This is a genomic window from Ralstonia sp. 22086, from assembly GCF_052045975.1.
Taxonomy (GTDB): domain Bacteria; phylum Pseudomonadota; class Gammaproteobacteria; order Burkholderiales; family Burkholderiaceae; genus Ralstonia; species Ralstonia wenshanensis.
Map to the genome: position 1 here is coordinate 336,222 of NZ_JBQEPZ010000004.1, position 14,811 is coordinate 351,032.

At 64.3% G+C, this 14,811-nt stretch carries 12 protein-coding genes; 6 read left to right on the forward strand and 6 right to left on the reverse strand.

What is annotated here, in order from left to right:
- Window positions 1-61: 61 nt before the first annotated feature.
- From ACTJK6_RS18880 to ACTJK6_RS18890, 3 genes are read left to right on the forward strand one after another with little or no spacing between them, the layout of a single operon-like run.
- A complete protein-coding gene (locus ACTJK6_RS18880) occupies window positions 62-1,054 on the forward strand; it encodes a GlxA family transcriptional regulator (protein ID WP_260803418.1) in 993 nt (330 codons plus the stop codon).
- A 34-nt stretch (window positions 1,055-1,088) separates the two neighbouring features.
- Window positions 1,089-1,754, forward strand: a complete 666-nt coding sequence (locus ACTJK6_RS18885; protein ID WP_316869101.1) for a glutathione S-transferase — start codon at window positions 1,089-1,091, stop codon at window positions 1,752-1,754.
- A gap of 32 nt (window positions 1,755-1,786) precedes the next feature.
- Window positions 1,787-2,647: a class I SAM-dependent methyltransferase gene (locus tag ACTJK6_RS18890; RefSeq protein WP_260803420.1), complete on the forward strand. Its 861-nt coding sequence runs from the start codon at window positions 1,787-1,789 to the stop codon at window positions 2,645-2,647.
- A gap of 12 nt (window positions 2,648-2,659) precedes the next feature.
- On the opposite strand, the gene ACTJK6_RS18895 is transcribed toward ACTJK6_RS18890, so the two are convergent.
- The 5 genes from ACTJK6_RS18895 to ACTJK6_RS18915 all read right to left on the reverse strand — a co-directional run bounded on the left by ACTJK6_RS18895 (window position 2,660) and on the right by ACTJK6_RS18915 (window position 7,152).
- The gene (locus ACTJK6_RS18895; RefSeq protein WP_147217811.1) at window positions 2,660-2,992 is read right to left on the reverse strand and encodes a hypothetical protein; all 333 of its coding nucleotides are present in this window, start codon (window positions 2,990-2,992) and stop codon (window positions 2,660-2,662) included.
- A 119-nt stretch (window positions 2,993-3,111) separates the two neighbouring features.
- Window positions 3,112-3,477, reverse strand: a complete 366-nt coding sequence (locus tag ACTJK6_RS18900; protein WP_414563093.1) for a response regulator — start codon at window positions 3,475-3,477, stop codon at window positions 3,112-3,114.
- A gap of 29 nt (window positions 3,478-3,506) precedes the next feature.
- A complete protein-coding gene (locus ACTJK6_RS18905) occupies window positions 3,507-4,040 on the reverse strand; it encodes a hypothetical protein (protein ID WP_440839832.1) in 534 nt (177 codons plus the stop codon).
- A gap of 11 nt (window positions 4,041-4,051) precedes the next feature.
- Window positions 4,052-4,768, reverse strand: a complete 717-nt coding sequence (locus ACTJK6_RS18910) for a methyl-accepting chemotaxis protein (protein ID WP_343621284.1) — start codon at window positions 4,766-4,768, stop codon at window positions 4,052-4,054.
- Window positions 4,768-7,152 (reverse strand): ATP-binding protein, encoded by a 2,385-nt coding sequence (locus tag ACTJK6_RS18915; protein WP_440839833.1) that lies wholly within the window; start codon window positions 7,150-7,152, stop codon window positions 4,768-4,770. Before ACTJK6_RS18915 ends, ACTJK6_RS18910 begins: the two co-directional genes overlap by 1 nt.
- Before the next feature lie 459 nt (window positions 7,153-7,611).
- Between ACTJK6_RS18915 and ACTJK6_RS18920 the strand changes: the two genes are divergently transcribed.
- The 3 genes from ACTJK6_RS18920 (at window position 7,612) to ACTJK6_RS18930 (ending at window position 13,498) form a co-directional block, all read left to right on the forward strand.
- A complete protein-coding gene (locus ACTJK6_RS18920) occupies window positions 7,612-8,007 on the forward strand; it encodes a DUF1801 domain-containing protein (RefSeq protein ID WP_260803425.1) in 396 nt (131 codons plus the stop codon).
- A 77-nt stretch (window positions 8,008-8,084) separates the two neighbouring features.
- The gene (locus tag ACTJK6_RS18925) at window positions 8,085-8,414 is read left to right on the forward strand and encodes a DUF2322 family protein (protein WP_116575053.1); all 330 of its coding nucleotides are present in this window, start codon (window positions 8,085-8,087) and stop codon (window positions 8,412-8,414) included.
- A 161-nt stretch (window positions 8,415-8,575) separates the two neighbouring features.
- Window positions 8,576-13,498 carry an NAD-glutamate dehydrogenase gene (locus ACTJK6_RS18930; protein ID WP_440839834.1) on the forward strand — a complete coding sequence of 1,641 codons (4,923 nt, stop codon included), beginning with the start codon at window positions 8,576-8,578 and terminating at the stop codon, window positions 13,496-13,498.
- Here ACTJK6_RS18930 and ACTJK6_RS18935 read toward each other — a convergent pair whose 3' ends face one another.
- Window positions 13,499-14,776 (reverse strand): phosphatidylserine decarboxylase family protein, encoded by a 1,278-nt coding sequence (locus ACTJK6_RS18935; protein ID WP_414563103.1) that lies wholly within the window; start codon window positions 14,774-14,776, stop codon window positions 13,499-13,501. It lies immediately after the preceding gene.
- Window positions 14,777-14,811 lie beyond the last annotated feature (35 nt).

Consider the following 14,811-nt stretch of genomic DNA (forward strand, 5'->3'; position numbering starts at 1 on the left):
GCAGCAGTCTGGCGGAGCAACATTAGGCCTAAATGACGTTATTCCCTCATTTCAAGACATCATGCGCAGAATCGGCTTTTTGGTGTTTCCGGGCTGCAGCCTGCTCGATTTCACCGGCCCGCTGACGGCCTTTGACGTGGCGAACCGCCTGGCACCCCAGCCGGCGTACCGGATCGACGTGCTGTCAGAAGGCGGCACGTTGGTCCAGAGCGCGCCGGGCCTCGTCATGCAGACGCAGGGCCTGGACGATCCGGCCTTTGATACGTTGATCATCTCGGGCGGCAATGGCCCGCGTGAGGATGCGTTCTCGCCCCGGCTGATCGCCTTCGTGCGGGAAGCGGCGCAGCATTCACGGCGCATGACGAGCGTATGTTCCGGCGCGTTTGCGCTGGCGGCGGCAGGCCTGCTTGATGGCCGCCGCGCCACTACGCATTGGCGTATGGCGGCACTGTTGCAGCGGCGGTATCCGCGCGTGCAGGTGCAGAGCGACCACATCTTCATCCACGACGGGCCGGTGTGGACGTCGGCCGGCATCTCGTCAGGCATCGATCTGGCGCTGGCGCTCATCGAGGAAGACCTGGGCGTCGACGTATCGCGCGCTGTGGCTCGCGAACTGGTGGTCTATCACCGGCGGCCCGGCGGGCAATCGCAGTTCTCGACCCTGCTGGAGCTGGACCCGGCATCGAGCCGCATTGCGCGTGCGCTGGGCTATGCGCGCGAGCACCTGCACGAAGCGCTGGACGTCGACCGCCTGGCCGAAGTCGCGCACCTGAGCCGCCGCCAGTTTGACCGCGCCTTTGTGGCCGAGACGGGCCAGACGCCCGCCAAGGCCATCGAAAAACTCCGTGCCGAAATCGCCCGGCCACGCGTGGAAGCCGGTGATGAATCGCTGGAACAAGTCGCGCGCGCCGTGGGCTTTGCTGACCCCGAACGCATGCGGCGCGCGTTCATCCGCGTGTTCGGGCAGCCGCCGCAATCGGTGCGGCGCTCGGGCCGATCCGGGCACACACGCCTGGTGGTCCAGCCCGCCGCGCCCGTGAATCCGCTACCCTGACGCGCCTGAAATCCGTAGCCCCGCATTCGTACCAATGTCCGACACTCCAGCCTTGCCCCTGCTCTACAGCTATCGCCGCTGCCCCTATGCCATGCGCGCGCGCCTGGCGATGCTGCAGGCCCATCGCCGCTTCCAGACGTTTGAGATCGTCATGCGCGACAAGCCTGCCGAACTGTTGGCGCTGTCACCAAAGGGCACAGTTCCCGTCTTGCGTTTGTCAGACGGCGGCGTGCTGGAAGAGAGCCTCGACATCATGCAGTGGGCATTTGAAGCACGCGACCCGGAAGGCTGGTGGCGCCGCGCGCAATCCGACGACAACCTCGCCCTGCTGCGCGCCAACGATGGCGAGTTCAAACGCCAGCTCGATCGCTACAAATACCCCGACCGCTATCCGCAAGAAACCACGCCGCGTGAGACAGCCCGTGCCCGGGCAACAGAAACCCTGCTGATACCGCTGGAATCCCGCTTGCTGGATCAACGCTATCTTGGCGGCTCCACGCCGTGCGCGACGGACTTGGCGATCTTCCCGTTCGTGCGGCAGTTTGCAGCGGTGGAGCCGGACTGGTTTGCCGGCCAGCCGCTGCCCGCTGTGCAGGCCTGGCTTGCCGAGTGGCTCTCCAGCCGCTTGTTCGAGGTCTGCATGACGAAGCAGCCCGTGCAGGCCGTTGCCGTGTTTCCCGAGTATCAGCATCCCAATTGACTGGCTGGTCTACCGATGGAGGCGTGTGTGCAATGAACGAACCACAGACAGCATCCCCCGACAGCACCGCGGCGCGCGTCGCGTTGTGGCGCGCCTTGCATGTGCACAGCGATGCACCGCCGCACGTGCTGGAAGACGAAGTGGGCCTCAAGCTGCTCGACCCCCAACCCGACTGGCAACAACGCGGCGACATGGACCCGCAGTTCACGCGTCCGTTTCGTGCGTCCATTGTGGCGCGTGCACGCTTTATCGAAGACCTCGTCATCGAACAAGCGGGCCGTGGCGTGAGCCAGTATGTGATTCTCGGGGCGGGGCTCGACAGCTTTGCGCAACGCCGGCCTGATGTGGCATCGCGCATGACGGTGTTTGAAGTCGATCAGCCCAGCCCGCAAGCCTGGAAGCGCCAGCGTCTGGAAGCGGTGGGCTTCGGCATTCCGCATTGGTTGCGCTTCGTGCCGGTGGATTTCGAGGCGCGCGAATCCTGGCAGGATGCGCTGGTCGCGGCCGGGTTTGATGTGAGCCAACCGGCCATCGTGGTGTCCACGGGCGTGAGCATGTATCTGTCGAAAGAAGCGAATGCGGCCACGCTACGGCAGGTGGCGTCACTTGCACCGGGCTCGATGCTGGCGATGACGTTCCTGCTGCCGCTGGAGATGGCGGACCCGGACGTCCGGCCCGGCCTTGAGATGGCGGAGAAAGGTGCACGCGCGAGCGGCACCCCGTTCATCAGCTTCTTCACGCCGCCCGACATGCTTGCACTCGCCCGCGAAAACGGCTTTCGCGATGCCCAGCACATCTCGGCAGACATGTTGACGGAGCGCTATTTTGCTGGCCGCACCGATGGGCTGCGTCCGCCCCGCAATGCCGAAGAGCTGCTGGTGGCGACGGTCTAGCCGCGCGCCCGCCTACCGCTCGCGCAGCGGCCCGGGCAGTGCCTTCAGGCCAATCCACAACACACCGATGACCACGTTGACGGGTACGCTCAACGCGCTGGGCACGTAGAACAGTACCGACAGGCCCGGCGTGTTGAGCCCCAGTTCCAACACGCCGCCCAGTGCGTAGCAAAGCAACCCGCACCAGAGCCAGCGGCGCATATAAGCGAGCAACCAGTGCGCATGCGCCTGGTTGAAACGCCACGCGGCAGACCGTTCGAACAGGTTGCCGCGGCTGGCATCCTTGAACAGCCAGCCGAAGAAGAAGTAGCGGTACAGCAGCGTGCGAAAGGCGAGCTCTTGCATGATGGCTCCCTCGGTCAAACCAGCCTTCAAGCGAGCAAGTTTGGCTCCAAAATCGCGCGGGCGCCATGCCCTGCGGCGCAGGGTTGATCATGGCGCACCCGGCTGCGCTGCTTCGTCTTTCAGCCTGCCAGCTTCTTGAAGGTTTCAAGCACTGCGTCGCCCTTGAACGGTTTGACGATCCAGCCCTTGACCCCGGCGGCCTTGCCGCGGTCTTTCATGGCAGGGCTGCTTTCGGTGGTGAGCATGATGACGTTGACCGTCTTGTTGCCCAGCTCGCCGCGCACCTTTTCGACCATGGTCAGGCCGTCCATGTTGGGCATGTTCACATCGCTGATGACGAGTCTGACGCCGGGGTTGGCCTTGATCTTCGCCAGGCCGTCCTTGCCGTCCACGGCGGTTTCCACCGCCAGACCATGCTTCTTCAGGAAACCGGCCACCTCATCGCGGACGGTGCTCGAATCGTCGACAACCAGAATCTTGCTCATAGCGCTTTCCTCGCTCTCAATCTTTCCAATCAAAACAATTCCAACTCCCCGCCGGATTCCACTTCGTCGCTCACATCGGCCACGAAATCCAGCGGGGCGTGGGTACACACGCACACGGTGGCGCTCACGCGCACGGTGTCGTTGATGGTGACCGTGTAGGCGGCCACGTAACCGGGCTTGAGCACGTCCAGATACGGCAGGCAGCGCGCGCTCACCACATAGGGCGTGGACATGCCAAGGTCGGGAAACACCTGCAGCAGCTCCTGGTTGAGCGCGCCGCAGCACAGGTTGCCGATTTCCAGACGCGCTTCTTCAAACGATCGCCCCGTACCTTCACCAGTGAAGTAGGCGCGCGTGGCGTCGGAGTCATCAAAGCGCAGCACCAGCAAGAGGCGGAATGCGATGGACGAAATGGTGAGGATCAGGGCGTCCTCGCCATTCAGGGTGCCGCCTTCGGCCGCGGTGCCGATATGGCAGGTGTCTTCCGGCTGCCGCGTGAGCCGCGTACGTGCGGCCTTGCGGAAGATGCGATCGAAACTCTCTTGTGCGTTGCTGCGGATCACGTCGGGCCTGCCTAGTGAAGCTGGTGTTGAAACTGGCTGGCCAGCGCCTCGACGCTCGACAGCGACGCGGTGATCATCTTGCCGCCCGCCTGGATGTCCTGGAACGTGGCAGTGGTGGTCAGATCGTTCAAGTGCAGGCTGTTGCGATAGCTCTTCGACAGTTCTTCCGAACGCGCGGCGAGCGCACGCACCTCGCTGGCCACCACGGCAAAACCCCGGCCCGCCGTGCCCGCACGCGCCGCCTCGATAGACGCATTGAGCGAGACGATCACCACATGCCTCACGATGGACTGCAGCTCCTGGTTCTTCGTGTGCATGTCGTGGTTCTGCTCCATGAGCGAGATCATCTGCTCGTGCCACCGCTCGAACGTCAGTGCCAGGCCGCGCAGGCGTGCGGCTTCTTCGGCAATCTGTCTGGCGCGGCTCGCCCACTGTTCCTTGGCTGCCGTGGCCGACTGCAACTCGGTCCGCAGCTGCTCGATCACTTCCAGTTGGTCGGCAGCGGCATCGCGCATCTGGGCGACAGTGGTTTCCATTGCGGCCACCTCGCGCATGCCCGTATCCACCAGCGCAGCGTGCTTCGCCAGATCAGCCGACAGATCGGCGATGCGGCCATCGGCATCGCCCAAGGTGCGCGCCATCGCATTCACCTTCCGTTGCCGGATCAGCCACACCAGCACACCGGCCACCAAGCCGCCCGTGATGACGGCCAGAACAATCGTCCCCATCACGATGCTTCCTTATCCAAGTCCATACGCACTGCCCGTTGTGCGCCGAGCGCGGCGTTCACGCTGTCGACCGCAAGACGTTCGGGCAGGCACACCACCGTCTGGAACTGGCGAAACGCAGCACCCTTGTTGTCGTCGGTAAAGCGCAGTTCGATGCGGCCATGCTCACGCTTGAGGAACTCCTGCACGGCATCCATGCCGACGCCGCGTCCGGACACTGCCGTTACCTTGTCGGCAGTCGAGAAGCCGGGGCGGAAAATGCACTGCGCGATGTCTTCGTCACTGGCGGGTTGGTCGGCGCCGATCCAGCCGCGCTCCGCCGCGATGCTGCGGATGCGGTCGAGCGCCAGGCCTCGGCCGTCGTCGCACAGCGTGATCTGCAGCATGCCCTGATCAACGCCCACTTCGATGTCGATCGTGCCGGCTGCAGGCTTGCCGTGTGCAATGCGCTCAGCAGCGGGTTCAATGCCGTGGTCGATTGAATTGCGCAGCAGGTGCATGAACACGTTCTGCAGGATGCCTCGGGCCTCCGTGCGCACGCGGTAGCCGTTGTCGTCGATGCGCACGGCAACGGGCTCCTTGCCCAGTTCCTGCGCCAGCGACGGCAGCGATTGCAATGCGCCGGACAACAGCGCGTCCACCGTCTCGCTGCCCAGCAGGCGCAGCTGCTCATAAATGGAATCGCGCATCGCAACCAGTTCGTCCAGGTTGCCTGGGTTGACCCTCTCGAGCAGGCGCAGGCTTTCCTGAATGCCTGCCATCACATCAGGGGCGGCCTGCATGGTATTGCCCGATACCGCATCGCCCTTGCGGCCAAGCTTCACCTCGTTGATGCGGGCGTAGTTCTCGATGGCCTCGCGCACGCGCGTCAGCTCTTCCATCAGCCAGTCCTGGTCCCACGTGTGCTCGCTGTCGGGCTCGCGCAGCGCGTGGTAGGTCTGCTCGGTCTCGTGCACCACGTTGGTCAAATGCTGCAGGTTGTACGTGCGCGCATTGCCCTTGATGGTGTGCATGTTGCGGAACAGCGCCGCAATGGCCGCGCTGTCCGCCTGCGAATACTGGCGGATGATCCGCTCGTTCTCGTGCACAAAGGTCGTGGAGCTGTCGATGAAGTGCTGGAACTTCTCCTGGCTCACCGCCAGGATCTCGCCGATCATCTCCAGGTTGCGGCGCTGCTCGCTGGCCTCGGCCGCCAGCTTGCGCAGTTCGGTCACATCGCGCACGCACAGCATCAGGCGCAGGATCGTGTCGCTCTCATCGGTGATGGCCGACCACGACAGGTCGAGCGTCTTCACGCGCCCATCCGGCATGCGCTTTTCCACCTCGCTCGCAAGCAGATGCTGGTTGAACGCGAAGTTGATGATGTCCTGCCCCAGGCATGCATCGACCGCCGCTTCCACCTGCGACAGCGCATCGGCGCCCAGGCTGGTATCGGCAAAGATCAGCTCCATCAAGTTGCGGCCTGCAATCTCCTGCGTCTCAAAGATCGATTCGAGGTAGACCGAATATTCCTCGTGCACCACGCCGCCATCGACCACGGTCAGGATGCCCTGCTGCATGTTCTGCAGCATCGCCTGGATGTCGGCCGTCTTCTGTTTGAGCAGCGCGGCGTTCTCCTGGATCTTCTCGATCATCCGGTTGAACGCGACGACCGAGTGGCCAATCTCGTCCATGCGGCCCACCGGCACACGGCGCGTAAAGTCCTGGCTGGTGGCGATCTCGCTCATCTCGGCCTGCATACGCGTCAGCGGCCGGGTGATCTGGCGATACAGCAGCATGCCGATGGCCGTGAGCAGCACGATGGCCACGCCGCTCACCACGCCAATGGTGGTGGCTGTGCTCGCAAGCTTGCCGTTCAGGCCGGCAATGGCTTCGTCCTTCTCGCGGTTCTTCTCGATGCGCAGCGTCTCGACAATCTTTTCCAGCACGTCGCGGTAGCTGGCGACGTTGGCAAACAGGAAAGCCTGCGCCAGTTCATCCTTGCCCGCCAGCTTCATGTCGGTGGTCTGCTGGATGGCCTCGACGTAGCTGTCGATGGTCTCCTTGGCCTGCGCGACCAGGCCTTTCTGTGCTTGGCTGTTGGCGCGCTTGGCCTGTACATCCAATGCAGTGCGCAGCGCCGCTTCCTTGGCCTTCAGGTCGTCTCGGGCCTGTGCAACGATGTTGCCGTCAGGCGCATACACCAGCACCATCGTCGCCAGTTGCACGTCCTTCACGAGCGACACGAGGTCCGCCGACGCCAGCGCACTCGGCACCACGCCCTCCGTCACCTGGCGGACCTCCGCAGCGCTGCCGCGGGTCTGGTAGACGGCGTATCCGCCGATGGCCGCCAATGCGGCAAACATCAGCACCACGAGCAATGTAATGCGATGACGAATGGTCATTTGAAATTCTCTCGATTCAGGCACCCCCTGAAAGAAGGGGTGCTTCAATATGTTTTCCTGAACACCGGAGGCGCAATTATTGAAGCCGAAAGATGACCAATCGATGACCGTCGCATCAACCATCCGGGCATTGCGGTATTGAATTTTCGTGCGCAGGCATTGCGCCGCATACCCGCTCGGCACTTGGGTTTCCGGCGAAATCGTTTGGCTCCCCCACTCAAGTAGGGGAATTGCACGAAAGCGCTAAAGTTATTTTTCTTGTCGCCGTTAACTCAGCGCCGTCTTGTTTTCTCTTTTATTTCGCGCATTATTTTTCGCCTTGATTCCAATAGCAGAAAAAAGGCGTTTCTCATTTTCCCGGCGCAACCTGATGGCGTCTCTCGCCCACCGTTGCCAAGTGGCTACCGGCCCATGTTCCTGCCAGAATGTTCTGCTTGGGCCCACCACGGAGGTAGACACATGAAGAAGAGCACGCAGGACACCGCAGCACCCGCGTCCGAGCTGATCGACGCGCGCATTGCTGAGCTGGACGACTGGCGCGGCGACATGCTCGCCCGCCTGCGCGCCATCGTCCGGGCGGCCGACCCCGACGTAGTGGAGGAATGGAAATGGAGCGTGCCCGTGTGGTCGCACCATGGCCTGATCTGCACCGGCGAGGCCTACAAGCAGACCGTGAAGATGACGTTTGCCAAGGGCGCCTCTGTGCCCGACCCCGCCGGTCTCTTCAATTCGAGCCTGGACGGCAACACGCGCCGCGCCATCGATTTCCGCGAGGGCGACAAGGTGAACGAGAAAGCGCTGAAGGCGCTTATCCAGGCGGCCATTGCCGTGAACAAGGCTGGCGCCAAACGCTGAAGAACGCACAAGCTCGCGCGGGCAGGGCCGGAGCCGTTAACATGCGGCCCGCCTGATCAACCAACGGAGCAACCGCAGTGATTCAACCGACCAGCGTATTCAAGGACAACCTCGCCCAACTGCCTGCCATTGACGGCATCGAGCGCATCGATCTGGTCGATGGCCAGGGCGCCGTGGTGGCCGACATCGAAAACAAGCCCGGCAAGCAAGGTTCGGTGGCGGTGTATCACTACCTGCAGCAGACGTTCGGCCAGCTCGACGCCACGGCCGCCGAGCACGGCCTGGCCGTGTTTGCCGAGCACACCATCGACGCACGCAACCGCCCCGGCGCCCATCCGAATGTAGACCGCCTGTTGGCCATCGCGGCAGGTGAGCCGGCACTGCGCATCAACGTCGTCAAGGCCTGATGACGCCTCGCTGATGCGCGCCGCAAGTAGCGAGTGAACCACCTGTTCTCTCGCTGCACTGCACACACACCGGCATCAGGAAAACTGTGCACGGCGCACGCTGATTGCCAGCCATGGGCACGCGGCGTAGCATGAGGCAGCCCTTCTTCGGGAGCCGCCTCATGTCTGCCCAGCACGAAGACAAGGTCCGCCAGCACATGGCGGATGCAGTGGCCCTGGCGCGCGAACGTGCGCCCGATATTGCCGACCTGTTCGAGCCGTTCCTGCGGCATTACTACGGCCTGGCAGACCCCGAAGACGTGATCTCGCGCAGCGTTGCCGACCTCTACGGCGCGGCCATGGCGCACTGGCAACTGGGCCAGAAATTCGTGTCGGGGCAACCGCGCGTACGCGTCTACAACCCAAGCCTCGAACAGCACGGCTGGTACTGCGGCCACACGGTCGTTGAAATCGTCAACGACGACATGCCGTTCCTGTTCGACTCCGTGACCATGGAGATCAACCGGCAAGGGCTGGCGCTGCATTCCGCCTTCCACCCCGTCTACCGCGTACAGCGCGACGCAGCCGGCATGCGCGTAGCGGTTTCGGCGGGCGGCGGCGTCCAGCGCCCGGCGGCCCTTGCGGGCGACATGCCCGATACGCCCGCCGATGCCGACAGGGAAACCCACGGCGTTGCCCGCTTCGAATCAACCATCCACATCGAAGTCGATCGGTTCTCCGAGCCCGAACGCCTACAGGCATTGCACGAGGGCCTGATGCGAGTGTTGGGCGACGTGCGCGCCACGGTGGAAGACTGGAAGCCGATGCAAGCCGCAGCCCACGCCGCCATCGACGCACTGGCCGTACGCGCCGCACAGCCCTCCACCGGTGACGTGGAACGCGCCGAGATCACCGAAACACAGGCCTTCCTCAGCTGGATGCTCGAGCGGCATTTCACCTTCCTTGGCTATCGTGATTACGAACTGATCACGCAAGACGACGGCCATTACCTGCGCGGCATACCCGGCACCGGCCTGGGCGTGCTGCGTGAAGCGCTGCGCGACACCTCCACGCCGGACACGACGCGCCTGGCACCGGGCGCGGCCAAGTTCATCGACGCCCCCGAGCCCATCTTCCTCACCAAGGCCAATTCGCGCGCCACCGTGCACCGACCCGGATATCTCGACTACGTCGGCATCAAGCTGTTCGACGCCGAGGGCCGCGTCTGTGGGCAGCGGCGCTTTCTGGGGATGTACACGTCGAACGTCTACATGGTGCCGGCCGAAGACATTCCGCTGGTGCGCCGCAAGGTGGCTGACGTGATCCGGCGCACGGGCTTCCTTCCCGACGGGCATCTGGCCAAGACGCTGGTCACGATCCTGGAGCAATACCCGCGCGATGAGCTCTTCCAGATGGATGCCGAAGCGCTGCACGACATCGCACTCGGCATCCTGCGGTTGCAGGAGCGCCAGCGCACGCGCCTGTTCGTGCGCCGTGATCCGTTTGACCGCTTCGTGTCGTGCCTCGTGTTCGTGCCGCGCGAAAAATTCAACACCGACCTGCGCGTGCGCATCCAGAGCCTGCTGCAGGCCGCGTATCACGGCACCGCCGTGGAGTTCACGCCGCAGTTGTCGGAATCAATGCTCGCGCGCATCCATATCACCGTGCGCACGCAGCCGGGCAATGTGCCAGACGTGGACGTTGCCGAACTCGAAGACCGCATCGTGCAGGCGGCGCGGCGCTGGCAGGACGACCTGGCCGACGCGCTGCTCGAACGCGGCGGCGAAGAGCGCGGCAACCGCCTGCTGCGCCGCTATGCGGGCGCCTTTCCAGCGGGTTTCCGCGAGGACTACGCTGCGCGCCTTGCCGTGCGCGACATTGAACTGATGGAGCCGCTGCTCGCCGCAAACGCCGCGGACAACGTGCTGACCATGCAGCTCTACCGGCCGCTCGAAGCGCCGCCCGGGGCGCTGCGTTTCAAGATCTACCGCGCGGGGCAGCCGACATCGCTGTCGCACAGCCTGCCGATGCTTGAACACCTGGGCGTGCGCGTCAACGAAGAGCGCCCCTACTGCATCGAACCCGCAGATGCCGCCCCCATCTGGATGCACGACTTCGGCATGGAGACCATCGACGGCAGCGAGGTCGATCTGGACGAAGCCCGTGCGCGCTTTGAAGACGCCTTCGCGCGCATCTGGAGCGGCGAGCTGGAGAACGACGATCTCAACCGCCTCGTGCTGCAGGCTGGCCTGACCTGGCGCGAGGTGCGCATCCTGCGTGCGTATGCGCGCTACATCCGCCAGATCGGTTCGACCTTCAGCAACACATATATGGAGAGCGCGCTGAACGGCAACCCGTCGATTGCGCGGGCGCTGGTGCGGCTGTTCCTGGTGCGATTCGACCCCGCCCTTGCCGAGGCCGAGCGTTCGCGCGCAAGCGAAACGCTGCGCAAGCAGATCGACGAGGCGCTCGAAGACGTGCCCAACCTGGATGAAGACCGCATCCTGCGGCAGTTCCTGGGTGTGGTGGAAGCCACACTTCGCACGAACTATTTCCAGAGCCTGCCGGATGCCGGGCAGGAGCAGCCCAAGCCCTATCTGTCGTTCAAGTTCGACCCGGCGCGCGTGCCCGGCCTGCCCGAACCCAAGCCGATGTTCGAGATCTGGGTGTATTCGCCGCGCGTGGAGGGCGTACACCTGCGCGGCGGCAAGGTTGCGCGGGGGGGCTTGCGCTGGTCTGACCGGCGCGAGGATTTCCGTACCGAGGTGCTGGGCCTGGTCAAGGCGCAGATGGTCAAGAACACGGTCATCGTCCCGGTGGGCTCCAAGGGCGGCTTTGTCGTCAAGCAACCGCCACCGGCCAGCGACCGCGATGCGTACCTGGCCGAAGGCGTGGCGTGCTACCAGACCTTCCTTCGCGGGCTGCTCGACCTGACCGATAACTACGTCGACGGCCGCGTCGTGCCGCCCCCCGATGTCGTGCGCTATGACGAAGACGACCCCTACCTAGTCGTTGCCGCCGACAAGGGCACGGCCACATTCTCTGACTACGCCAACGCCATCTCGGCCGAATACGGCTTCTGGCTGGGCGATGCATTCGCCTCCGGCGGCTCGGTGGGCTACGACCACAAGAAGATGGCCATCACCGCGCGCGGCGCATGGGAATCGGTCAAGCGGCACTTCAGCGAGATGGGCGTCGATACGCAAACGCAGGATTTCACCGTTGTGGGCGTGGGCGACATGTCAGGCGATGTGTTCGGCAACGGCATGCTGCTCTCGCGCCATATTCGCCTGCTGGCGGCGTTCGACCATCGGCACATCTTTCTTGACCCGTCGCCCGATGCGGCCGCGAGCTTTGCAGAGCGCGAGCGCCTGTTCAACCTGCCGCGTTCAAGCTGGGCCGATTACGACCGGGCGCTGATCAGCCCTGGCGGCGGCATCTTCCCGCGCACGGTCAAGTCGATCCCGCTCACGCCAGAGGTGCGCGCCATGCTTGATGTGACGGCCACCGAGATGGCGCCAAACGACCTGCTGCACGCCATCCTCAAGGCGCCCGCCGATCTGCTCTACAACGGCGGCATCGGCACCTACATCAAGGCCAGCACTGAAACGCATGCCCAGGTGGGTGACCGCGCCAACGATGGCCTGCGCGTGAACGGCGCAGAGCTGCGCTGCAAGGTCGTGGCCGAGGGTGGCAACCTGGGCTGCACGCAGCTCGGCCGCATCGAATACGCGCAGCATGGCGGACGCATCAACACCGATGCCATCGACAACTCCGCTGGCGTGGATTGCTCCGACCACGAGGTCAACATCAAGATCCTGCTGGGGCTGGTCGTGGCCGACGGCGAGATGACGCTCAAGCAGCGCAACACGCTGCTGGCCGAGATGACTGACGAGGTGGGCGAACTGGTGCTGCGCGACAACTACTTCCAGACGCAGGCGCTGTCACTGGCGCGCACGCGCACGGCGTTGTGGCTCGACCCCGAGGCGCGGCTGATGCGTTATCTGGAACGTGGCGGGCGCCTGAACCGCGCGATCGAATTCCTGCCCGCCGATGAAGAGATCGACGCCCGCCGGGCAAGTGGCGGCGGCCTGACCACGCCCGAACGCGCCGTGCTGATGGCCTACAGCAAGATGTGGCTGTACGACGTGCTGCTCGGTAGCGATCTGCCCGACCAGCCTTTCGTGGCCGACGGTCTGCCGGCGTATTTCCCGCAACCGCTGCACACGCGTTGCGCGACCTCGATCCCGCGGCACACGCTGCGTCGCGAGATTCTGGCGACGATGCACGCCAACGCGCTCGTCAACCGTGCCGGCGTGACCTTCGTGCACCGGATGGCCGAAGAAACCGGCGCAGAACCGATTGCCGTGGTGTGGGCCAGCCTCGTCGCGCGCGCGGTCTACCGGCTCGACGCGCTCTGGCAACAGGTCGATGCCCTGGATGCGCAGGTGCCGCACGAAACGCAAACCGCCCTGTTCGCAGCGCTCGCGCAGTTGCACGAGCGCGCGACGCTGTGGTTCCTGCGGCGGCGCGTGGGGGACGTGCCGGCAGCGGTCGAGCACTTCCGGTCTGCGGTGGATGCGCTCGCACCCGAGATTGACGCGCTGCAACCGGAGGAATCTGCGCAAGCCGCCGCTCAGCAGCGGCAGGTCTTTACCGAGGCCGGTGTGCCGGAAGTACTGGCGCGCGTGGCAACTGGCGTGCCGGCACGCGTGTCGTTGCTCGACATTGCGGAGGTCGCTACGGCCAGCGGCTGCGATGCGAGGCTCGCCGCACGCGTGTACTTTGCCCTCGACCAGCCACTGGGTTACGGGTGGCTGCAAGGCGGCATTCTCGGCCTGCCGACACAAACGCATTGGCAGATGCTGGCGCGCGCGACGCTGCTCGAAGAACTGGGGCAATTGCGGCGTCGGCTCACGCAGTCGGTGTTGCAAAATGCAGCCCCTGGCGCGAGCGCGGAAGCCCTCATCGACACATGGCGCGGTACGCGACAGGAAGCGCTGGCGCGCTACAACCGCGTGATTGCCGATCAGGTCGCTGCTGGCTCGGCCGATCTGGCGATGCTGTCGGTGGGCCTCAACGCGCTGGCCGAGGTCGACGCTTGATCAACGCCGCTCTCTGGCGCGCGCCAGTGCGGCGTTGACGCGCACTGGCGGCGTATCGTGCGAGAACGGCGGCTGCACGACGAAGGCATCCACCACGCCTGGCTGAAAGAACATGCAGTACGTCGAGCCTCCGTACTGGAAGTAGCCAAGCTCCTCGCCCTTGCAAACGTGCTGGCCCGGTGTCACGTCGACCATGCACGAAGACACCTCTGCCATGCCGATGAACACGCAACCCACGGTGCCCACGGCAGGATCGTCGCAAGCAATGGTGATGACCGCGCGTGCAGCCATGGCTGCGCTGTAGCCTTGCGAATCGTTCAGCCCTTCCGGGTCAGCGCCTTCCGATTCCACGCACGAGTAGTACGTGCCATCTACGTGAAAGGTATCGACGATGGTGCCGGCGACGGGCGCATGCCAGCGGTGGTAGTTGTAGGCACTCAGGAAGGCCTGGTAGACACTGCCGCCCGAAAACAGCTCGGCGAGGTGTGCCTTCCCCGGTCCGAAGATGTCGCGCAATGAATAGGGCTGCGCCTTGATCCAGAACGCATCTTCATCGCGCGCATCGTGGCTGATGTTGTAGGGGGCGGCCTCGCAAGCGCTGACGATCAACTTGTTGTCGTCCTCGCCTGCGACGGGTCGCATGCCGGCACGAAAGCGGCGCGTAAAGAAGTCATTCCAAGAGGTAAAGCCCCAGTACGGTTGCGACGGATCGCACAAGAACTGCTCCATGCCGATACGCCGTGTCGCCTCGGGGCTGAACCAGCCGTCGGGCTCGCGCGTGTTCAGATAGGCACGCGAATGCGGGCCGCTGAGAAATGCGCTCCAGCCATTGAGCACGGCCTCGAGCGCATCGTTGAAGCGGCGGTCACGAAACAGCGCGTAGCCCGATGGCATGCACATCGGCCAATCGAGCAATGCATTGAGCGGACAGACCACCAGCGCCTTCTCGCTAAAACGCGGCGCGCACGTGACGACATGGTCGATGGCGAGCAGCAATTCTGCGCTGTCCTGGTAGCCGAGTTCGTATCCGCGCTCCTTCGCTTCGTCGATGGCGCGCGCGAGGTGCATGCGCAATGCCGGCTCGCCATCAATGAGATTAGCGAGCGCACGCACGGCGGCCACTGAGGGTGTCTTTGACGGACGAGACAGCGCTTGCGCAACCAGCTCGGCGCGAAACGCCGCAAGTTGTGCCTCGCCTTCCGGCAGCCAGTTGCCGAGCCGGCGCCGCCGGTCCAACGGAACATTCGGTGCAGCTTCCAAAGTGGTCTCCTCGTCCATGCGGGAGGCCAAGCAACGTGCGTTCCACATGGGCG

Excerpts from the sequence above, each read along its gene's own strand:
- ACTJK6_RS18890 (WP_260803420.1), top strand. The coding sequence starts at position 1,787 with ATGAACGAACCACAGACAGCATCCCCCGACAGCACCGCGGCGCGCGTC.
- ACTJK6_RS18900 (WP_414563093.1), bottom strand. The coding sequence starts at position 3,477 with ATGAGCAAGATTCTGGTTGTCGACGATTCGAGCACCGTCCGCGATGAG.
- ACTJK6_RS18895 (WP_147217811.1), bottom strand. The coding sequence starts at position 2,992 with ATGCAAGAGCTCGCCTTTCGCACGCTGCTGTACCGCTACTTCTTCTTC.
- ACTJK6_RS18935 (WP_414563103.1), bottom strand. The coding sequence starts at position 14,776 with ATGGACGAGGAGACCACTTTGGAAGCTGCACCGAATGTTCCGTTGGAC.
- ACTJK6_RS18915 (WP_440839833.1), bottom strand. The coding sequence starts at position 7,152 with ATGACCATTCGTCATCGCATTACATTGCTCGTGGTGCTGATGTTTGCC.
- ACTJK6_RS18920 (WP_260803425.1), top strand. The coding sequence starts at position 7,612 with ATGAAGAAGAGCACGCAGGACACCGCAGCACCCGCGTCCGAGCTGATC.
- ACTJK6_RS18880 (WP_260803418.1), top strand. The coding sequence starts at position 62 with ATGCGCAGAATCGGCTTTTTGGTGTTTCCGGGCTGCAGCCTGCTCGAT.
- ACTJK6_RS18885 (WP_316869101.1), top strand. The coding sequence starts at position 1,089 with ATGTCCGACACTCCAGCCTTGCCCCTGCTCTACAGCTATCGCCGCTGC.
- ACTJK6_RS18910 (WP_343621284.1), bottom strand. The coding sequence starts at position 4,768 with ATGGGGACGATTGTTCTGGCCGTCATCACGGGCGGCTTGGTGGCCGGT.
- ACTJK6_RS18930 (WP_440839834.1), top strand. The coding sequence starts at position 8,576 with ATGTCTGCCCAGCACGAAGACAAGGTCCGCCAGCACATGGCGGATGCA.